The following is a 20081-nucleotide window of genomic DNA, read 5'->3' as shown; positions in this document are numbered from 1 at the left end:
GTGCTGCAGGGTCTACGCGGAGTTCACCATGAACTGCGCCGCGTGCTGGGCGTAGGCCCAGAACTGGGCGTCGTGCTCGGGGGAGAGGTGCGCCGCGTCGAGGCCCGCGCGGAAGTGGTGCAGCCAGGCGTCGCGCGCCTCCGGCGTGACCGCGAACGGGGCGTGTCGCATGCGCAGGCGCGGGTGGCCGCGCTGCTCGGAGTACGTCGTCGGGCCGCCCCAGTACTGCTCGAGGAACATCGTGAAGCGGTGGGCCGCCGGCCCGAGGTCCTCCTCGGGGTAGAGGGGGCGCAGCACCTCGTCGCCGGCGACACCGTCGTAGAAGGTGTCGACGACGAGCTTGATGGTGTCGTGCCCGCCGATGGCGTCGTAGAACGTCTGCTGGGTCTGCTCGGTCATGACCTCTCCTGGATCGTGGTCACGGGGAACGTCGTCGGCATCGTGATGCCGGCGCGGTCGAACTCGGCCTTGATGCGCTGACGCATCGCACGGGCCACGAGCCACTGCTGCGCGGGCGCCGTCTTCAGGACGACGCGCACGACGACGCCGTCCTTGTCGAACCGCTCGACGCCCCAGACCTCGGGCGCCTCGATGATGACGTCGTGGAACTGCTCGTTCTCGTACGTCGTCGTCGCGACCTCCTGCAGGATGCGCTGCACCTGGTCGAGGTCGGCGTCGTACGAGACCGTGACGTCGAGGACCGTCCGGGCCCAGTTCTGGCTCTGGTTGCCGACGCGCAGGATCTCGCCGTTGCGGACGTACCAGACCGTGCCGTTGACGTCGCGCAGCCGCGTGATGCGCAGGCTCACGGCCTCGACGGTGCCGGTGGCCTCGCCGAGGTCGACGGTGTCGCCGACGCCGTACTGGTCCTCGAGGATCATGAAGATGCCCGACAGGAAGTCCTTGACGAGGTTCTGCGCACCGAAGCCGAGGGCCACGCCGACGATGCCGGCGCTCGCGATGATCGGCGCGATGTCGATCCCGAACGTCGACAGCGTCGTGACGACCACGACGGCCAGGATGATGCCGGTGCTGATGCTCTTGAGCAGCGATCCCATGGTCTCGGTGCGCTGCTGGCGCCGGGCGTGGTTGGCGGGCTTGAGCCCGTCGAGGAACTCGCCGGCGCGGCTGTCGGCGATGAAGCCGGGCACGTTGCCGCGTCCCGCGCGGTGGACGAGCCGGTCGACCGCGCGGTTGATGAACCAGCGCAGCACCAGGCCGATGACGATGATGAGCAGGATCCTGCCGGGGACGGCGACGAACCAGTCGTAGGCCTTGCCCTCCGGCAGGTTCCAGTTGATGTCGAGGTCAGGCATTCCTCCACCCTACGGGTGGATACGATGGGGCCATGAAGACTCCTGCTCGCGTGCTCGGACTCGTGCTCGCCACCGTCGTGACGTTCATCGCCGGCTCGGGCGCTGCCTTCGCCGACGCCCCCACGGGCGGCGCCTGGCCGGAGGGCGAGGGCAGGAGCGTCCTCGACACCATCATCCTGTTCGGCGGCGGCACGGTCGGCCTGTTCATCGTCGTCGCGCTGTTCGGCCTGCTGACGGCCCGCAACAACTACGTCCCCCCGGCACCGAGCACCGAGCTCGAGCCCGTGGGCGACCACCGCCCCGCGCACCACTGAGGGCACGCGGGGCCGTCCGGGCCTGACGTCGTCCTCGGTCAGCGCGGTGCCATGCGCAGCGCACCGTCCATGCGGATCGTCTCGCCGTTGAGGTAGTCGTGGTCGACGATCATGGCCACGAGCTTCGCGTACTCGGCGGGTTCGCAGAGCCGCTGCGGGAACGGCACCCCCGCCGCGAGACCCGCGCGGAACTCGTCACTGACCGTCGCGAGCATCGGCGTGTTGACGATGCCGGGTGCGATCGTGCACACGCGGATGCCGTGCTGGGCCAGGTCGCGGGCCGCGGGCAGGGTCATGCCGACGATGCCGCCCTTCGACGACGCGTACGCGACCTGGCCGATCTGCCCGTCGTACGCCGCGATCGAGGCGGTGTTGACGACGACGCCGCGCTGGCCGTTCGCATCGGGCTCGGTCTGCGCGATCGCCTCGGCGGCGAGCGCCAGCACCGTGAAGCTGCCGACCAGGTTGACGTGGACGATCTTGGCGTAGAGCGCGAGGTCGTGGACGCCCTTGCGGCCGAGGATGCGCGCCGACGGGCCGATGCCCGCGCAGTTGACGACGGTGCGCAGGGGGAGGGTCTCGGACGCCGTCGCGACCGCCGCACGCACCTGCTGCTCGTCGGTGACGTCGGCGGCCAGGTAGGTGACGCCGTCGACGGCGGGCGCGTCGTCGATCGAGCCCTGCAGGTCGATCGCGAAGACCGACGCGCCGAGCGAGGCGAGGTGGGCGGCGGTCGCGGCGCCGAGGCCGGAGGCCCCGCCGGTCACGATCGCGGAGGTGTCGTCGAGCTGCATGGTTCTCCTTGGGTGGTGGGTGTCAGCGGGCGAGGTCGCGGCTGATGACGAGCCGCTGGATCTGGTTGGTGCCCTCGAAGATCTGCATGACCTTGGCCTCGCGCATGAAGCGCTCGACCGGGAAGTCCTTGGTGTAGCCCGCCCCGCCGAGCACCTGGACGGCGTCGGTCGTGACCTTCATGGCGTTGTCGGTGCACACGAGCTTGGCGATCGAGGCCTGTCGCGAGTAGGGCCGCCCGGCGTCCTTGAGGCGGGCGGCGGCGAGGTAGGTCGCCCGCGCCGACTCGACGGCGGCGGCCATGTCGGCGAGCACGAAGGCGAGCCCCTGGTGGTCGATGACGGCCTTGCCGAACGCCTCGCGCTGCTTCGCGTAGGCCACCGCGACGTCGAGCGCCTCCTGCGCCAGGCCCGTCGCGACCGCCGCGATGCCGAGCCGGCCGGCGTCGAGACCGGACAGCGCGATCGGCAGGCCCTGTCCCTCCGCGCCGAGCCGACGGGACGCCGGCACGCGGACGCCGTCGAACAGCATCGTGGCGGTGGTCGACGACATCAGGCCCATCTTCTGCTCGGGGTGGTCGGCGGTCAGGCCGGGGGTGTCGGCCGGCACGAGGAAGCACGAGATCCCGCGCCCGCCGTCGTCACTGGTGCGCGCCATGACCTTGTAGAAGTCGGCCTCGCCGCCGTGCGTCGTCCACGCCTTGGCGCCGTCGATGACGTAGTCGTCGCCGTCGCGGACCGCTCGTGTGCGCATCGCCGCGGGATCGGACCCGGCGTGCGCCTCCGACAGGCAGTACGCCCCGAGCAGCTCGCCCGACAGCATCTCGGGCAGCCAGTCGGCGCGCTGCTCGTCGGTGCCGGCCGTGAACAGGCCGAAGCACGACAGGGCGTGCACGCTGACGCCCACGCCGACGCTGGCCGACGCCGAGGCGATCTCCTCGAGGGCCTGCAGGTAGACCTCGTACGACTGTCCGCCGCCGCCGAGCTCCTCGGGGTACGGCAGGCTCATGAGGCCCGCGCGGCCGAGCGTGCGGAAGACGTCCCGGGGGAACTCGGCGCGTGCGTCGAGGCCGGCGACGACGGGGCGCAGCTCGTGGTCGACGATGTCGCGCGTCAGGGCGATGAGGTCGTGCGACTCCTCGGTGGGCATGAGGCGTTCGGCAGGCATGGGGCTCCCTCGCAGTGATGTACGCGTCACTGTACTGCAGAACCAGTTCTGGTACGGTCGGCCCATGGTCGAGGTGCGGGACGCGATGAGCGGGCGCACGGCCGCCCTGCGCGACGCCCTGATCGACATCGTGCTCGGCGAGGGCTTCCGCGACGTCCAGATGTCGGATCTGGCCGCCCGGCTCAACTGCTCGAAGTCGACGCTGTACGCGATCGCGCCGAGCAAGGAGCAGCTGCTCGTGTCGATCGTCCGGACGTTCTTCCGGAGGGCGACCGAGCGGGTCGAGGCAGCGGTCGACCCCGGTGCTCCCGCGATCGACCGCATCGGTGCCTACCTCACCGCCGTCTCGGTCGAGCTCGCGCCGGCGTCGCCGGCCTTCTTCGCCGATCTCGAGCACTTCGCCCCCGCGGGCGACATCTACCGGCAGAACACCGAGATCGCCGCGACGCGCGTGCAGGAGCTGGTCCTGGAGGCCGCGCCCGGCATCGACCCGACGTTCCTCGGCGCGGTCGCCCGACTCGTGATGGAGTCGATCCATCGCGGCGACGTCGCACGGGCCACCGGGCTCGACGACTCGGCGGCGTACCGCGCGCTGGCCGGGCTGATCCTCGCGGGGACGTCCGCCCCGCCCCACGACACCCCGCCCCACGACACCCCGACCCGCCCCTGACCGACCGATCCGAAGGACCCGCCATGATCCGTACGACGTTCACCGAGCAGTTCGGTGTCGACCACCCCATCCTGTGCGGCGGCATGACGGGTCTCGGCACCGCCGAGCTCATCGCGCCCGTCGCCGAGGCCGGCGCCCTCGGCTTCCTGACCGCGCTCACCCAACCGACGCCGGAGGCGCTGTCGAAGGAGATCGCCCGCACGCGCGAGATGACCGACCGTCCGTTCGGCGTCAACCTGACGATCCTGCCCACGATCGACCCGGTCCCGTACGACGAGTACCGCGCGGCGATCATCGATGCCGGCATCACGGTCGTCGAGACCGCCGGGTCGAGCCCCGAGCCCCACCTGCCCGACTTCCACGGTGCGGGGATCAAGGTGATCCACAAGGCCACGAGCGTCCGCCACGCCCTCTCGGCCGAGCGCAAGGGCGTCGACGCGATCAGCATCGACGGCTTCGAGTGCGCCGGTCACCCCGGCGAGGACGACGTGCCGGGCCTGATCCTGATCCCGGCCGCCGTGCGTCAGCTGTCGATCCCCGTCATCGCCTCGGGCGGCATCGCGTCCGGGCAGGGACTCGCCGCCGCGCTGGCCCTCGGCGCGGTCGCGGTCAACATGGGCACCCGGTTCATGGCGACCGCCGAGGCCCCGATCCACGACAACGTCAAGCAGCAGATCGTCGCCAACGACGAGCGGTCGACGGTGCTGGTGTTCCGCCGGTTCCACAACACCGCGCGTGTCGTCCGCAACACGATCTCCGAGCAGATCGTCGAGATCTCCGAGCGAGAGGGGGCGACGTTCGACGACATCGCCGCGCTCGCCTCGGGCGTCCGCGGACGGCAGAACGTCCTGACCGACGGCGACATGGAGGACGGCATGTGGTGGGCCGGCCAGACGCAGGGCCTGATCCACGAGATCGCCACGGTCCGGCAGGTCGTCGACCAGGTCGTCGCCGACGCCGAGGAGATCATCGGGCGCCTGCCGAGCCTCGTCGTCTGAGCCGGCCCCGGCGCCGGCGGTTTCCCAGGTGGACCCCGGAAGTTCTCGGGGTCCACCCCGGATTGCTGCGCCTCGCCCCGGTCGCACCAGGGGTGAGGCGCATGGTTCCCGGGCGCACCCCGTCATCGTCCTGTGGGCGGGCCGGAACCGGGGTTCACCCGGGAAGCTGCGTCAACTGGTCCGCCGGCGGCCCAGCACGCCGTCCATCGGGGGCCGCTGGACCGTCGTGGTGGTGCGCTCGACCAGACGCATCGCGGCGTCCTCGCGACGGAAGATCGTGGCGGTGCTGACGACCTCGTCGCGCCCGTCGGGTGCGACCCGCAGGTCGAAGGCGGCCCGCACGTGCTGCGTCATCGCGCTCAGTGCCGCGAGGTCCTGGTGCCGGTGCAGGCGCAGCCCGAGGTCGACCTGGGCCATCGCGTCGAGGCCGTGGTCGCGCAGGACGTCGATCATCAGGCCGATGTCGACGCCGTAGTCGGAGACGAACGGCACCGACCGCAGCGCCTCGACGCGGAACGCGCACTCGCCGGCCAGCGGCTGGACGAAGCCCGCCAGCAGGGGCGCGCGGTCGAGGATCAGCGGACGGGCGACGAGCTCGGTGACCCGCCCACCACCCGACGACCGCGAGGCGCCGGCCGTCCACGGGCGGTCGTAGAAGGCCTTGACGAACACGATCGAGTCGTCGGTCAGCAGGGGGCCCAGCAGTCCGACGACGAAGTCGGCCGTGAACTCCTGCACGTCGGCGTCGAGGTAGATGCCGAGGTCGCCGGTCATGACCGCCAGGGCCTTCCACATGGCCTCGCCCTTGCCGGTGCGGCTGCCGACCTGCGGCACGATCTCGTCGACGTGGACGACCGTGGCGCCCGCGGCCCGCGCGACCTCGGCCGTCGCATCGGTGGAGTGGGAGTCGACGACGACGATCTCGTCGACGAGCGGCACGCGCTCGACCAGCTCGGACCGCAGGGTCGCCACGATGTCGCCGACCGTCGCCTCCTCGTCGCGCGCCGGGATCAGGACGCTGACGCGTCGACCGGCCTTGGCGACGGCGAGCGTCGCCGCGTCGAACTGGGCGAGCCCGAAGGTGCGGGTATCGAACCAGCGCCGCACGGACGAGGAGTCAGGCAAGACCGCGCACCACCCGGGACGGCTGGCGGTCGCCGCGGATGCTGGCGGTCATCTCGAGCACGCGACGCGTCGCGACGACGTCGTGCGCGCGGAAGACCGCCGCACCGGCCGCCGCGGCCAGCGCCGTGGCCGCCAGCGTGCCCTCGTGCCGCTGGTCGACGGGCTGGCCGAGGGTCTCGCCGATGAAGTCCTTGTTGGACAGCGCCATGAGGACCGGCCACCCGGTCGCGACGAGCTCGTCGACGCGGCGCAGCAGCTCCAGGCCGTGCCACGTGTTCTTGCCGAAATCGTGCGTCGGGTCGATCAGGATGCCCCCGCGGGGCACGCCCCGGGCGACCAGGTCGTCCGCGGCCCGGGTCGTCTGGTCGACGACGTCGCGCACGACGTCGTCGTAGCGCACCCGGTGCGGACGGGTGCGGGGCACGGCGCCACCCGTGTGCGAGCAGACGTAGCCGCAGCCGAACTCGGCGGCGACGTCGCCGAGGGCGCGGTCGCTGCCGGCCCAGGTGTCGTTGATGATGTCGGCGCCGGCGTCGGCGCAGTGGCGGCCGACCTCGGCCCGCCACGTGTCGATGCTGAGCAGGGCGTCGGGGAACTCGTCGCGCACGGCGGCGACGAACGGGACGGTGCGGCGGATCTCCTCGGTGACGTCGACGTCGTCGCCCGGCCCGGCCTTCACGCCGCCGACGTCGATGATGTCGGCGCCGGCGTCGATCGCCCGGCGCACGGCCTCGCGGGCGGGGCCGTCGTCGAACGTCGCGCCACGGTCGTAGAACGAGTCGGGCGTGCGGTTGACGATCGCCATGACCAGGGCCCGGTCACGCTGCACGCGGCGGCCGCGGAACGTCAGGTCGACCGGCATCGCTCACCTCTCGGCTCGGTGGACGCACGATGCGCCCCGGTCGATTGTCCTACGCCCGGGCCGGACCCGCCGAGGGGGACCGGCGACGGACGAGGCCGTCCCCGTCGCGCTGACGGGAACGGCCTCGGTGGTGCGGTGTCGCGGACGCGTCAGGACGCGGCCTGGGCCCGCAGGGCGCGTGCCAGGTCGTCGCGTCCCTCCGAGACGTAGCGCTTCGCCGCCGGGTTGGCCGACGTCGACGCGAGCCACGCGTCGACCTTGTCGAGCGTCGCCTGCGAGGGGTTGGCCAGCGGGAACAGGTAGACCAGCGCGACCTGCCCGATCCAGACGCCCATGTCGTCGACGACGGTGCTCGCGAGGTCGAGGTAGCGGTCGACGTACGGCTCGAGGAGGTCGGCCTGGCCGGACACCTGGAAGGCCAGCGCCGTGGAGCGCCGGGTCTCGTTGGGTGTCGTCCGGTCGACCGCCGCGATCCGCCACGCGGTCTCCTTGGCGTCGGCGGACGGGCGGATGGCCCGCGCGGCCGAGGCGTTCTCCTGGCCCGAGATCGTGTTGTCGCGCTCGAGCTCGGCGGCGATCTCGGCCTCGTCGGCGTCGCCGATGCGGGCCAGGGCCGTCACGATCGTCCACCGCAGGTCGGTGTCGAGGGTCAGCCCGTCGAGCTCGCCGGCCAGGATCGAGCGCAGGCGCTCGGGGGTGGACGCCGCCGACGCGAACGCCCGCACGAGCGCGAGCTGGTGGTCGCTGCCCGGCTCGGCGGCGTCGACCAGCTCGGACAGGCCGGCCTGCCACCGCTGGGCCAGCGCCGGTCGGGCGTCGGGCGCGGTGTAGAGGTTGACGGCGCTGTTGCCCTGGCGCAGCAGCGAGCTGACCGCCGTGAGGTCGGTCTCGGAGCCGACGCCGGCCAGCACGAGGGTCACGAAATCGGCGCCCGAGAGCTCGGCGTCGCGCGTCATGTCCCACGCGGAGCCCCAGCTGAGCGCCCGGGGCAGCGAGTCCTCGAATGTCGCGATGCTCTCGGTCAGCGTCGTGAACGACCGCTCGTCGAGACGGATCTTGGCGTAGGTGAGGTCGTCGTCGTTCAGCAGGATCAGATCGGGCTGCACCGTGCCGACGAGCTCGTCGATCGACGTCGACGCGCCGCGGATGTCGGTCTCGACCCGGTGGGTGCGCACCAGCGTGCCGTCGACCCGGTTGTACAGGCCGATCGCGATGCGGTGACGGCGCAGCGTCGGATAGGCCTCGATCGCGGACTGCTCGACCGAGAACGACGTGAACGCGCCCGAGTCGTCGGTCGTGAACGCGGCGCGCAGCGTGTTGACGCCCGACGTCTGCAGCCACTCCTTGGTCCAGTCGCCGAGCTCGCGCCCGGACGCGGCCTCGAGCTCGACCAGCAGGTCGGACAGCTCGGTGTTGCCGTACGCGTGCTTGCCGAAGTAGGCGCGCAGGCCCGCGAAGAAGTCCTCCTCGCCGACCCAGGCGACGAGCTGCTTGAGTGCCGAGGCGCCCTTGGCGTACGTGATGCCGTCGAAGTTGGCCTCGACCGCGTGCAGGTCGTAGTTGTCGGCCGCGACGGGGTGCGTCGAGGGCAGCTGGTCCTGGCGGTACGCCCAGTTCTTGCGGGCGTTGGTGAAGCTCGTCCAGGCGTCGGTGAAGCGGGTCGCGTTGGTCGAGGCGTGGGACGCCGCGAACTCGGCGAACGACTCGTTGAGCCACAGGTCGTCCCACCACCTCATCGTGACGAGGTCGCCGAACCACATGTGCGCCATCTCGTGCAGGATCGTGTTGGCGCGGCTCTCGTAGGCCGCGACGGTCTGGCGGCTGCGGAAGATCATCTCGTCGCGGAACGTCACCGCGCCGGCGTTCTCCATCGCGCCCATGTTGTACTCCGGGACGAACAGCTGGTCGTACTTGCCGAACGGGTACCCCATCTGGAAGACGCCCTCGAAGAACTCGAAGCCCTGCTTGGTGATGAGGAAGATGTCGTCGGCGTCGAGGTGCTCACGCACCGACTGGCGGCAGAAGACGCCCAGCGGGATCTCGTCGTACGCGCCGCGGTAGGAGTCGGTGACCGACACGTACTCGCCCGCGATCAGCGCCGTGATGTACGTCGACATCGTCTTCGTCTCGGCGAAGTGCCACGTGCTGGTGCCCTCGGCGGCGGGCTCGGGCTCGGGAGTGGGGGAGTTGGACACGACGGCCCAGTGCGACGGAGCCGTGACGTGGAAGACGAAGGTGGCCTTCAGGTCGGGCTGCTCGAACGTCGCGAACACGCGGCGGGCGTCGGGGACCTCGAACTGCGTGTAGAGGTAGACCTTGCCGTCGACCGGGTCGACGAAGCGGTGCAGGCCCTCGCCGGAGTGCGAGTACGGCAGCGTCGCCGCGACGACGAGCTCGTTGGTCTCGGCCAGGCCCGTCAGCGCGATGCGGCTGTCGGCGTAGGCGGAGACGTCGACGGGATCGCCGTTCAGGGTGATCTCGGAGACGTCGCCGTCGACGAGGTCGACGAACGTCGACGCGCCGGCGGTGGCGCCGAAACGGATCGTCGTGACCGAGCCGAAGCGCTCGTCGGTGTCGAGGGTGAGGTCGAGCCGGACGTCGTAGGTCTGGGTGGAGACGACGGACGCGCGCTCGCTGGCTTCTTCGCGGGTGAGATTGGTACCAGGCATGGTCGCCATGCTGTCACGTGCCCACGACACGGGCGAGGCGTGGCCGACCGAGCGCGCGCAGCGCGCGAGCGGAGGCCATGCGCCAGCGACGCGTGTGCGTGACGCGCCGCAGGCGCCGGATGCGAGGCGGGCCGACCGAGTGCGCTCGGGCAGGATGGAGGCATGGCCCAGATCCCGTTCGCGACGTCCGAGCGCTCCACCGTCGGCATCGAGTGGGAGCTCGCCCTGGTCGACTCCGACTCGGGCGACCTGCGCCAGGTCGCGCAGACCGTCCTCGACGAGGTGCAGCCCGCGGGTCTCGACCAGCACCCGCACATCCGCCAGGAGCTGCTGCTCAACACCGTCGAGGTCGTGTCGGGCGTGTGCCACACCGTCGCCGAGGCCGGCGCCGACCTGCAGCGGGCGATCGACGAGATCCGCGAGGTCACCGACCCGCTGCGGGTCGAGCTGATGTGCGCCGGCACGCACCCGTTCGCGAACTGGACGCACCAGAAGGTCACCGACAAGGAGCGCTACGCGACGCTGATCGACCGCACGCAGTGGTGGGGCCGCCAGATGCTGATCTATGGCGTCCACGTGCACGTCGGCATCGAGGACCGCGACAAGGTGCTGCCGATCAGCCGCGCGATGCTGGCCTACTACGGGCACCTGCAGGCGCTGAGCGCGTCGTCGCCGTTCTGGGGTGGCAAGGAGACGGGCTACGCGTCCAACCGGGCGCTGATGTTCCAGCAGCTGCCGACCGCGGGGCTGCCGTTCCAGTTCGAGCTGTGGAGCCAGCTCGAGGGCTACGTCGACGACATGCTGCACACGGGCGTCATCGACGTCTTCGACGAGATCCGGTGGGACCTGCGGCCGTCGCCCAAGTTCGGGACGCTCGAGGTGCGCGTGTGCGACGGCATCCCGACGATGTCCGAGCTCATGAGCGTCTCGGCGCTGACGCACTGCCTGGTCGAGCACTTCTCGTCCGAGCTCGACGCGGGCCGCGAGCTGCCGACGATCCCGCCGTGGTTCGCGCAGGAGAACAAGTGGCGGTCGGCCCGCTACGGCATGGACGCGATCCTGATCCTCGACAAGAACGGTCACGAGGACCTCATCACGACCGATCTGCACCGCCTGCTCGAACGCCTCGAACCGGTCGCCGAGCGGCTCGGGTGCGTCGACGAGCTCGGCGGCATCCACGACATCATCGCGGGGGGAGCGTCGTACCAGCGGCAGCGCCGCGTGGCCGCCCTCAACGGCGGCGAGCTCGACGCCGTCGTCGGATCGCTGGTCGAGGAAATGCGAGCGGGACGTCCGGTGTTGCACCCGTCATGACCTCTTCAGACACGACCGCGCCCGAGACCACCGACTCGTCCACCGAGATCGTCGACTTCTGGTTCGACCCCCTGTGCCCGTTCGCCTGGATCACCTCCCGCTGGATGCTGGAGGTCGAGACGGTGCGCGACGTCGAGACGCACTTCCACGTCATGAGCCTGTCGGTGCTCAACGAGGGTCGCGACCTGCCCGAGGAGTACCAGGACATGATGAAGCGCGGATGGGGTCCCGTCCGCCTGGCCATCGCGATCGAGCAGCAGCACGGCCAGCAGGCGCTGCGCGACTACTACACCGCGATCGGCACCAAGAAGCACAACGAGCAGCAGGAGTTCACGCCCGAGCTGTTCGCCGCCGTGCTCGACGAGATCGGCCTCCCGGCCGAGCTCGCCCAGGCAGCCGACGACTCGTCGCTCGACGACGCCGTCCGTGCCTCGCACCAGGTCGGCATCGACAAGGTCGGCGAGGACGTCGGCACCCCCGTCATCGAGATCGCGGGCATCGCGTTCTTCGGTCCGGTGCTGCAGAGCATCCCCAAGGGCGAGACCGCCGGATCGGTCTTCGACGGCGCGCGGCTGCTCGCGGGCTTCCCCGACTTCTTCGAGCTCAAGCGCACCCGCAAGGGCGACCTCGACTTCAGCTAGTCGGCGAGGGGGTCGGCGGGCCTAGGCTGGCCGCATGACCCTGCACCCCCAGTCGCGCGCTCTCCTCGAGGCCATGGGCGAGGGCGCGGACGCCGTCGAGATGACGCTCGAGGTCGTCCGCGCCCTGCGGTCCGACGCCCGCGAGGCCGCCCTGTCCGGGCCGCGCATCGGGCTCGACCACGTCGTCGACGTCGACGCCGACGGGGTGCCGTGCCGTCTGTACCGCCCGCGTCAGGGCGCGCCGGTCGCGCTGTACGTGCACGGAGGCGGATGGGTGCTGCACGACCTCGAGACGCACGACGCGTTCTGCCGCCACCTCGCCCACCAGACGGGGTGGGCCCTGCTGGCGGTCGACTACCGCCGCGCCCCCGAGCACCCGTACCCCGCGCCGCTCGACGACGTCCAGACCGCCGGGGCCTGGCTCCGCGAGCACGACCGCGGGCACCGGGTCGACGCGTCGTTCATGCCCGCGATCGGCGACTCGTCGGGCGCCAACCTCGTCGCGGGCCTGTGCGTGCGCGACGCCGGTGCGGTCGACGCCCAGGTGCTGCTCTACCCGCCGGTCGACCGTCGCGCCGAGCTGCCGATCGGGCTGGGCAACGCCGCCCTCGAAGCTCCGACGATGGACTGGTTCTGGGACGCCTACGCGCCGGGCGACCTCGCCGACCTCCCGGACGTGTCGCCCGCGCGGGCGACCGACCTGTCCGGCCAGCCGCCGGCCTACGTCGTGACCGCGGAGCACGACGTGCTGCGCGACCAGGGCGAGGAGCACGCCGCACGCCTCGCCGAGGCCGGCGTCGACGTCCTCGCGCACCGGGCGCTCGGGATGGTCCACTCGTTCTGGCGCCAGCCGGCGCTGTTCGACGCGTCGCGGTCGACCGTCACGGTGGTCGGCGCGCTGCTCGACGCCCACCGGTCACGCCGTCGCTGACTGGCATACTGTGCGGGTGCCAGACCAGTCCTCCTACGCCCGCCAGCGTGCCGACTTCATCCACCGGCACCGCATCAGCCTCAAGTTCAGGCGCGGTGCGACCGCGCTGGTGTGGGGCGTCGCGACGGTCCTGCTCGTGCTGGCGCTCGGCGTCCACGCCCTGGTCGACGGCGCGCCGGGCGTGCTCGACGTCGTCGCGGCGGTCGCCGCGACGGTCCTGACCGTCGTGGCGCTGCGCCGTCCCGCCCCGGCACCCCACGCGCACGGGCTGCCCGGCGTCCCCGGCGACGCCCACGGCCCCTGCCCGACCGACCACCCCGACATGGGCCCGTGGGTGATCGGCAGCAGGATCGCCGGCCCGCTGACGCTGCTGGCCGTCGCGGTCGGGCTCGGGCCGGCGTTCGTCGCGGTTCCGCTGGCGGCCGTCGTGGTGCTAGCCGGCCGCGTCGCGCTCTACATGGTCGTCGTGCGTCGCCGCACCGTTGCGATCGCCCGCGCGCTCGCCGCCCACCAGCCGCGCTTCGCGATCGCGTACGCGGGCTACGGCGGCGGTCCGACGCACCTGACGATGTGGGAGGACCCGCTGCTCAGCGCGGGCTTCCCGGGGGTCGTGTTCAACTACCGCGAGAAGTACTGCGGGTACCTGCGCGAGAACACCGACCTGACGTCCCCGTTCGTCCAGCTGAGCACCGACGCGGTCCGCGACCTGCAGGTGCTGGTCGTGCCGACGCTCCGGTACTTCTTCTACCTGCACAACGCCAAGTCGAACTACCGGTACATGGCGATCAAGAAGGTCACGCACGTGTGGCTGGGGCACGGCGACTCAGACAAGCCGGCGAGCGTGTTCGGCCGGCACGCCGACTACGACCTGCTGGTCGTCTCGGGCACCGCCGCGATCGAGCGGTACGCGACGGGCGGGGTCCAGATCCCGGCCGAGAAGTTCGTCGTCCTGGGGCGCCCGCAGGTGCAGGAGATCGAGGCGGCGACCCGCAGCATCACCGACGTCGAGCGCCCGGTCGTGCTCTACGCGCCGACCTGGCAGGGCAAGCGCATGCGGGTCAACTTCTCGTCGCTGCGCTTCGGTGCCGAGATCGTCGAGGCGCTGATCGAGGCCGGCGCCGACGTGATCTTCCGTCCCCACCCCCTGTCGAAGCGCCACCCGCGGCTCGAGCACTTCGTGCGGCGCACCGAGGTCGTGCTGGCGCTCGACACGCAGGACCCCGAGACGCCCGGCCGTCACCTCATCGGCGACCTGCCGAACCGCACGTGGTCGCTCAACGAGTGCATGAACCGCGCCGACGCCCTCGTCTCCGACGTGTCGAGCGTCGTGTCCGACTGGCTGCAGTCGGGCAAGCCGTACGCGATGGTCAGCACCAAGTGGCCGGTCGACGAGTTCCGCGAGCGGTTCCCCGTCGCGCGGGGGGCCTACGTCCTGACGCGAGACCTCGAGGACGCCCACGAGGTGATCGCCGACATGCTCGGCCCCGACTCGATGCGCGGTCCGCGCGACGAGCTGCGGGTGCGGGTCCTCGGGGGCTTCACGGGGCGCGAGTCGGCGGAGGCCTTCGCCGCCTACTTCCACGAGCGCTTCGCCGGGGTCGCACCGTGACGGTGGGGGCTGGAACACTGGACCCCATGCGCATCCACATCGCCGCCGACCACGCCGGCTTCGAGCTCAAGACCCACCTCATCGCCTGGCTGACCGACAACGGCCACGAGCCCGTCGACCACGGCGCGCACGCCTACGACGCCGAGGACGACTACCCGCCGTTCTGCGTCGCCGCCGCGGCGGCCGCGGTCGCCGAGCCCGGCTCGCTCGCGGTGGTGATCGGTGGCTCGGGCAACGGCGAGCAGATCGCGGCCAACAAGGTCGAGGGTGCCCGCGCGGCGCTGGCCTGGAGCACCGAGACGGCGTCGCTGGCCCGTCAGCACAACAACGCCCAGGTCGTCGCCGTGGGCGCCCGCATGCACACGGCCGACGAGGCCACCGCGATCGTCGAGGCCTTCCTGACGACGCCGTGGAGCGAGGCCGCGCGCCACCAGCGTCGCATCGACATGCTCCTGGCCTACGAGAAGACCGGCCGGTTTGCCTGAGGGACACACGCTCCACCGGCTGGCCCGCACGCTCAACCGCACGTTCGGACGGCAGGTGGTGGGCTCGTCGAGCCCGCAGGGGCGGTTCGCCGTCGGTGCCGCCCTCGTCGACGGCACGACCTTCGGGCGCGCCCAGGCGTGGGGCAAGCACCTCCTGGTGCCGGTCGAGGCGACCGACGCCACGGTGCACGTCCACCTCGGCCTCTACGGCAAGTTCACCGTCACGCGCTCCGACGACGTGCCCGTGGTCGGGCAGGTGCGGTGGCGGCTGACGGCGCCGGGGGTGACCGCCGACCTGCGGGGTCCGACGGCCTGCGAGCTGCTCGACCCGCCGGCCGTCGACGCCCTGCTGGGCCGGCTCGGGCCGGACCCCCTGCGCAAGGACGCCGATCCCGGACGGGCCTGGCGACGCATCCACGCCTCCCGGGCACCGATCGCGACGCTGCTGATGGACCAGGCCGTCATCGCGGGCATCGGCAACGTCTACCGGGCCGAGCTGCTGTTCCGGCACGGCGTCGACCCCACGACACCGGGTCGCGAGCTCGACGAGAGCGTCTGGAACGCGATGTGGGACGACATCGTCGAGCTGATGAAGGTCGGCGTCGCCAAGGGCCGCATCCTGACGGTCCGCCCGGACGACTCGCAGGGCCCCGCGGGGCGCGGACGGCGGCGGCGCGGAGGCGAGTCGTACGTGTACCGGCGCACGGGTCAGCCGTGCCTGGTCTGCGGCACGCCCGTCGTCACGAGCGTCCTCGCGGGCAGAAACCTCTTTTGGTGCCCGTCCTGCCAGCAACGCGATTAGGCTCGAGCAGGTGACGTCCCGTCTGCGCCGAGCCCTGCCCTCCGTGGCGGGGTACCTCGACCAGCGGATCGTGCGGTGGCGCACCGGCACGAGCGAGGGTCAGGTCGCGGTGCTCGTGGCGCTGGTGGCCCTCGCGGTCGTCATCCTGGCCGGATCGCTCGCGACCTACTCGACGTTCCCGGCGCCGACGTTCGTCATCCCGCTGCTGCTGGGCACGATGCTGCTGCGCTACCGGCCCCTGCTGACGCTGGTGCTGTTCATCGTGGTGTGCGTCGCCGTGACCGTGACGAACGAGTACCTGCGCGCGGTCGACGCCGGGCAGCCGGGCATCACCGGCGGCCGCGTCAGCACGCTCGTCACGATGGCGGTCGTCGCGACCCTGGTGCTGTTCGAGTCGAGCCGGCACCGCAGCGGGCTGCCGGGGCCGCTCGGCGAGGCGATGCTGGTCGACCTGCGCGACCGCCTGCAGGCGCAGGGCGTCGTGCCGATGCTGCCGGAGGGCTGGTCGGCGCAGTCGGCCATGGTGTCGTCGGGGGGCACCAAGTTCGCGGGCGACTTCCTGGTGGCCAACCTCTCGGACGACGAGACCCGCCTCGAGATGGTCATGGTCGACGTGTGCGGCAAGGGCGTCGCGGCCGGCACGCAGTCGTTGCAGTTCGCGGGGGCCCTCGGTGGCCTGATCGGCGCGCTGCCGCCCCTGGGCCTGTTCTCGGCCGGCAACGACTTCCTGCTGCGGCAGAAGTGGGACGAGGGCTTCGCGACGGCGGTGCACGTGCTGATCGACCTGCGGACGGGCGACTACTCGATCACCAACGCGGGGCACCCGCCGGCGCTGCGCTGGGACGCCGCGGACCGCGACTGGGTCGTCGACGGTGCGCGGGGGACCGCCCTCGGCATCACCAAGCTCGCCGACTTCCACCAGACGACCGGCACGCTGGGCGTCGGCGACGCCCTCATGTTCTACACCGACGGTGTCGTCGAGACCCGCACGCAGGACTTCACGTCGGGCATCGAGTGGCTCCGTGCGACTGCCGGCGACATCGTCGCGAAGGGGTTCGACCAGGCCTCGCGCAAGATCATCAAGCAGGTCACGGCCGGCGACGACGACCGCGCCGTGCTGATCCTCAACCGCACCGCGGTCGCCGTCGCCGTCGCTGCCGCCGCCCCCGTCTCGCCCGACGACCCGGCCGCGACGCACCAGGACGCCTGAGCGGTGCGGGAACGACGAAGGGCCCCTCGACGAGGGGCCCTTCGGTGGAGCGGACGACGAGACTCGAACTCGCAACATTCTGCTTGGAAGGCAGAGACTCTAGCCAATTGAGTTACGTCCGCAGGTGCTGCCGAAGCAGCGGAACCATGATGCCACACGACGCCCCGGGCGCGGTCGCTAGGTGCGGACGACGAGGTCGGCGCGACCGCGGGTGCCCTCGGCCGCGAAGTGTCGGGCCTCCTGCTCGGCCCAGACGTCCCAGAACGGCGCGAACGTGTCGCCGTCGCGGGTCAGCGCGCGCTCCTTGCGGACGTCGGCGGGCGCCTCGAGCCAGATCAGCAGGCTCAGGAAGGGGCGGACGACCGACGCCCCGCTGCCCACCCCGTCGAGCAGCAGCAGGCGCGTCGGCGGCACGTGCAGCAGCGACCCCGGGGCGCCGGCCGCCCAGTCCCACCGGCGGGCCGTGCCGGTGTCGCCGACCGCGACCGACGCGAGCACCCGCGCGACGACGTCCGGCGTCGCGGCCAGCCCGTGCCACCCGGGGTAGAGGTCCTCGAGGTGCAGGACGTCGGCCCCGGTGACGTCCGCCAGACCCGCGACGAAGCTGGTCTTGCCCGATCCGCTCGGACCGTCGACGGCCACGACGGTCGTCGTGCCGCACGCGGGCTGACGGTCCTCGAGGCGGGCGACGACGGGCTCGTACCAGTGGGATGCCACGCCCCCAGTGTCCACTAGACTGACGCGGCTACGGGATGTAGCGCAGCTTGGTAGCGCGCGCCGTTTGGGGCGGTGAGGTCGCAGGTTCGAATCCTGTCATCCCGACACACCGGGCACCCGACCCCGGCGTCGGGGTCGAACCGACGCCGATCCGACGCCCGACGTTCACCGGCACCTGTCACGCAGGACGTGCTGGTCTGCGGCACTGAGGTACGTGAGCAGCGCATCGGCTGATCTACTCGGCCGCCGTAGGTTCCTGATGAGTGGTGTCGGCGTCGCCGCGGGACTGGGCGTCATCGGCCCGGCCGCGATCGCGACGTCCGCGTCGTCGGCCCCACCCCGGGTGTTCGGGCACGGCGTTGCCTCGGGCGACCCGCTCCCCGACGCCGTCGTGCTCTGGACGCGGGTCACGCCGACGGCCGAGTGCCTCCCCGGTGCCGGTCGCGGTCCTGACGTCGACGTCGTCTGGGAGGTCGCTCGCGACGACGGGTTCGACGACGTCGTGGCGAGCGGCACCGTGCGCACGGGGCCGAGCCAGGACCACACCGTCAAGGTGGACGCGACGGGTCTCGAGCCCGGCACCGACTACCGCTACCGGTTCGTCTGGGACGTGCACGCGTCGCCGACGGGGCGCACGCGCACGGCGCCCGCGCCGGGCGACTCGCCCGACGGGTTGCGCTTCGGCGTCGTCTCGTGCGCCAACTGGCAGGCCGGCTGGTTCACGTCGTACCGGCACCTGGCCGAGCGCGGCGACCTCGACGCCGTGATCCACCTCGGCGACTACCTGTACGAGTACCAGCCCGGCAAGTACTCCTACGGCCACGACCAGGTCGACGTCCGCCTGCACGACCCGCAGCGCGAGACCGTCAGCCTGCGCGACTACCGCCGCCGGCACGCGCAGTACAAGACCGATCCCGACCTGCAGGCGCTCCACGCCGCCGTGCCGTTCGTCGTCACGTGGGACGACCACGAGGTGGCCGACGGCAACTGGTCGGGCGGCGCGTTCGAGCACCAGCCCGCGACCGAGGGGCCGTGGCGACGGCGCGTCCGCGCGGCCCACCGGGCGTACGACGAGTGGATGCCCGTGCGCATCTCGGGCACCGCCGTGGCGGGCGACGGCGAGCGCATCTACCGCCGGCTGCAGTTCGGCCGGCTCGTCGACCTGTCGATGCTCGACCTGCGGAGCTACCGCAGCAAGAGGGTCGACCCGGGCGACCCCGCGATCGACGACGTCGGCCGCACGATCGCGGGCGAGCACCAGCTCGCGTGGCTCGGCGACAACCTCAGCACGTCGCCGTGCCGCTGGAAGCTCGTCGGCAACCCCGTCATGGTGGCACCGGTCATGATGCCGCCGCGCCCGCAGGCCGAGCAGGACGCGATGAGCGAGCACATCGGCTTCGTGAGCCGCGGCACCGCCGAGCCCAACACCGACACGTGGAACGGGTACACGTCCGACCGGGACCGGCTGCTGGGACGCCTCGAGGACGACGGCGTCACCGACACGGTGTTCCTGACCGGCGACGTGCACTCGGCGTGGGCGACCGAGGTCCCGTCGCCGCGGACGGGTCGACCGATGGCCGTCGAGCTGGTCTGCAGCTCGTTGACCAGCAACAACGTCGACGACTTCATGGGGACGCGGCCCCGGACGACGTCGCTGGTGATGGAGGCGGCGATCCAGGAGGTCAACCCCCACGTCCGCTGGGTCAACCTGGACGACCACGGCTTCACGGTGCTGCACGTGACGGACGAGCGGCTGCAGATGGACTGGCACGCGATCAGCGACCGCCGCGACCCGCGGGCCACGACGCACGTCATCGCGTCGTGGGCCGTGACCGCCGGGAGCGCACGGGTCGGACCCGTGCACGTCCCGGTGCCGGCCTGACCGGCGTCCTACTCCGCGGCGTCGGTCCTCGGTGCGGGCGGGGTCGGCGCGGAGCCGTCCTTCGGCGCCTTCGGCGGCTGCGGCTTCTCGCCGTCGGCCGGCGGCGTGGGGCGCTCGTCGCCCTCGGCCCCGGGGGCCTTCGGGCCCTCGCCCTTCGCCGGGCCCTCGCCCGCGGGCCCCTTCATGCCGTCACCCTTCGGGCCGGGCCCCTTGGCGTCCGGTCCGCAGCCCTCGGGGGCAGCGGGCGCCGAGCCCTCTGCGGCCGGCGCGCCCGTGCCGCCCTCGGCGCCCGGGGTGGGCGGGGTCGCCCCCTCCGCGTCCTGGGTGGCGTAGGTGCGGGACGCGGCGGTCGGCGCGGGACCGGACGAGCCGGCCACGGCCGCGGTGACGCCCAGGGCCGTGACGCCGACGGCGGCGGCCGCTCCCACCAGCAGCATCGTGCGGCGGCGCGGGGCGGCCTTCTTCGGCGCCGGCGGGACGGGCTCGAGGGGGGCGGTGTCGTTCATGCCGTTGTCGTTCATGGTGTCCTTCCGTGGCACCGCTCTGGTGCCTCCCCACCGACGATGGGCACCCAGGC

20 protein-coding genes and 2 tRNA genes are annotated in these 20081 nt (G+C 72.0%); 12 read left to right on the top strand and 10 right to left on the bottom strand.

The window, feature by feature from the left end; translation table 11 throughout:
* Positions 1–12 precede the first annotated feature (12 nt).
* Positions 13–399 (bottom strand): globin, encoded by a 387-nt coding sequence (locus tag IFT73_RS12520; RefSeq protein ID WP_056611474.1) that lies wholly within the window; start codon positions 397–399, stop codon positions 13–15.
* Entirely contained in the window at positions 396–1316 is a 921-nt protein-coding gene (locus IFT73_RS12515; RefSeq protein WP_056611478.1) for a mechanosensitive ion channel family protein, read from the bottom strand. The genes IFT73_RS12520 and IFT73_RS12515 overlap by 4 nt, the downstream gene beginning before the upstream one ends.
* A gap of 32 nt (positions 1317–1348) precedes the next feature.
* On the opposite strand from IFT73_RS12515, the gene IFT73_RS12510 reads away from it, so the two are divergent.
* Positions 1349–1630, top strand: a complete 282-nt coding sequence (locus IFT73_RS12510; protein WP_192167916.1) for a hypothetical protein — start codon at positions 1349–1351, stop codon at positions 1628–1630.
* A 38-nt stretch (positions 1631–1668) separates the two neighbouring features.
* Here IFT73_RS12510 and IFT73_RS12505 read toward each other — a convergent pair whose 3' ends face one another.
* On the bottom strand, positions 1669–2424 hold the full coding sequence (locus IFT73_RS12505; protein WP_192167915.1) for an SDR family NAD(P)-dependent oxidoreductase: 756 nt from the start codon (positions 2422–2424) through the stop codon (positions 1669–1671).
* Positions 2425–2446: 22 nt separating this feature from the next.
* The gene (locus tag IFT73_RS12500) at positions 2447–3589 is read right to left on the bottom strand and encodes an acyl-CoA dehydrogenase family protein (RefSeq protein WP_192167914.1); all 1143 of its coding nucleotides are present in this window, start codon (positions 3587–3589) and stop codon (positions 2447–2449) included.
* Between the two features lie 64 nt (positions 3590–3653).
* Here IFT73_RS12500 and IFT73_RS12495 point away from each other — a divergent pair, with 64 nt between their 5' ends.
* Complete coding sequence (locus IFT73_RS12495) at positions 3654–4259, top strand: TetR/AcrR family transcriptional regulator (protein WP_192167913.1); 606 nt, start codon at positions 3654–3656, stop codon at positions 4257–4259.
* A 23-nt stretch (positions 4260–4282) separates the two neighbouring features.
* Positions 4283–5257 carry a nitronate monooxygenase family protein gene (locus IFT73_RS12490; protein WP_192167912.1) on the top strand — a complete coding sequence of 325 codons (975 nt, stop codon included), beginning with the start codon at positions 4283–4285 and terminating at the stop codon, positions 5255–5257.
* A gap of 171 nt (positions 5258–5428) precedes the next feature.
* Here IFT73_RS12490 and IFT73_RS12485 read toward each other — a convergent pair whose 3' ends face one another.
* The 3 genes from IFT73_RS12485 to pepN all read right to left on the bottom strand — a co-directional run bounded on the left by IFT73_RS12485 (position 5429) and on the right by pepN (position 9913).
* A complete protein-coding gene (locus tag IFT73_RS12485) occupies positions 5429–6382 on the bottom strand; it encodes a glucosyl-3-phosphoglycerate synthase (protein ID WP_192167911.1) in 954 nt (317 codons plus the stop codon).
* Positions 6375–7244, bottom strand: a complete 870-nt coding sequence (gene folP, locus IFT73_RS12480; protein WP_192167910.1) for a dihydropteroate synthase — start codon at positions 7242–7244, stop codon at positions 6375–6377. Before folP ends, IFT73_RS12485 begins: the two co-directional genes overlap by 8 nt.
* Positions 7245–7393: 149 nt before the next feature.
* Entirely contained in the window at positions 7394–9913 is a 2520-nt protein-coding gene (pepN, locus tag IFT73_RS12475; protein ID WP_192167909.1) for an aminopeptidase N, read from the bottom strand.
* A 162-nt stretch (positions 9914–10075) separates the two neighbouring features.
* Here pepN and IFT73_RS12470 point away from each other — a divergent pair, with 162 nt between their 5' ends.
* Genes IFT73_RS12470 through IFT73_RS19615 form a run of 7 tightly spaced genes read left to right on the top strand, consistent with a single transcriptional unit; the run spans position 10076 to position 16905 of the window.
* Positions 10076–11227: a glutamate--cysteine ligase gene (locus IFT73_RS12470; RefSeq protein ID WP_192167908.1), complete on the top strand. Its 1152-nt coding sequence runs from the start codon at positions 10076–10078 to the stop codon at positions 11225–11227.
* Complete coding sequence (locus IFT73_RS12465) at positions 11224–11868, top strand: DsbA family protein (protein WP_192167907.1); 645 nt, start codon at positions 11224–11226, stop codon at positions 11866–11868. The genes IFT73_RS12470 and IFT73_RS12465 overlap by 4 nt, the downstream gene beginning before the upstream one ends.
* A gap of 34 nt (positions 11869–11902) precedes the next feature.
* Positions 11903–12799: an alpha/beta hydrolase gene (locus IFT73_RS12460; protein WP_192167906.1), complete on the top strand. Its 897-nt coding sequence runs from the start codon at positions 11903–11905 to the stop codon at positions 12797–12799.
* 16 nt (positions 12800–12815) lie between these two features.
* Positions 12816–14408, top strand: coding sequence for a CDP-glycerol glycerophosphotransferase family protein (locus IFT73_RS19620; protein ID WP_192167905.1), 1593 nt, complete (start codon positions 12816–12818; stop codon positions 14406–14408).
* Between the two features lie 26 nt (positions 14409–14434).
* On the top strand, positions 14435–14893 hold the full coding sequence (locus IFT73_RS12450) for a ribose-5-phosphate isomerase (RefSeq protein WP_056611513.1): 459 nt from the start codon (positions 14435–14437) through the stop codon (positions 14891–14893).
* Positions 14886–15695 carry an Fpg/Nei family DNA glycosylase gene (locus tag IFT73_RS12445; protein ID WP_192167904.1) on the top strand — a complete coding sequence of 270 codons (810 nt, stop codon included), beginning with the start codon at positions 14886–14888 and terminating at the stop codon, positions 15693–15695. The genes IFT73_RS12450 and IFT73_RS12445 overlap by 8 nt, the downstream gene beginning before the upstream one ends.
* Before the next feature lie 10 nt (positions 15696–15705).
* Positions 15706–16905, top strand: coding sequence for a PP2C family protein-serine/threonine phosphatase (locus IFT73_RS19615; protein ID WP_192167903.1), 1200 nt, complete (start codon positions 15706–15708; stop codon positions 16903–16905).
* A gap of 45 nt (positions 16906–16950) precedes the next feature.
* Here IFT73_RS19615 and IFT73_RS12435 read toward each other — a convergent pair.
* Positions 16951–17027, bottom strand: a tRNA-Gly gene (locus tag IFT73_RS12435).
* 55 nt (positions 17028–17082) lie between these two features.
* Entirely contained in the window at positions 17083–17622 is a 540-nt protein-coding gene (locus tag IFT73_RS12430; protein ID WP_192167902.1) for a 4-amino-4-deoxy-L-arabinose transferase, read from the bottom strand.
* Between the two features lie 31 nt (positions 17623–17653).
* On the opposite strand from IFT73_RS12430, the gene IFT73_RS12425 reads away from it, so the two are divergent.
* Together IFT73_RS12425 and IFT73_RS12420 are read left to right on the top strand one after the other, a co-directional pair.
* A tRNA-Pro gene (locus IFT73_RS12425) sits at positions 17654–17727 on the top strand.
* A 154-nt stretch (positions 17728–17881) separates the two neighbouring features.
* Entirely contained in the window at positions 17882–19504 is a 1623-nt protein-coding gene (locus IFT73_RS12420) for an alkaline phosphatase (RefSeq protein ID WP_192167901.1), read from the top strand.
* Between the two features lie 8 nt (positions 19505–19512).
* On the opposite strand, the gene IFT73_RS12415 is transcribed toward IFT73_RS12420, so the two are convergent.
* Positions 19513–20010 (bottom strand): hypothetical protein, encoded by a 498-nt coding sequence (locus IFT73_RS12415; protein WP_192167900.1) that lies wholly within the window; start codon positions 20008–20010, stop codon positions 19513–19515.
* Between the last annotated feature and the right edge of the window lie 71 nt (positions 20011–20081).

The sequence above is a fragment of the Aeromicrobium sp. CFBP 8757 genome (assembly GCF_014841755.1).
In the GTDB taxonomy this organism is placed as follows: domain Bacteria; phylum Actinomycetota; class Actinomycetes; order Propionibacteriales; family Nocardioidaceae; genus Aeromicrobium.
The sequence above is the reverse complement of the archived record's forward strand: the minus strand, read 5'-3'. Positions and strand labels throughout refer to the sequence as shown.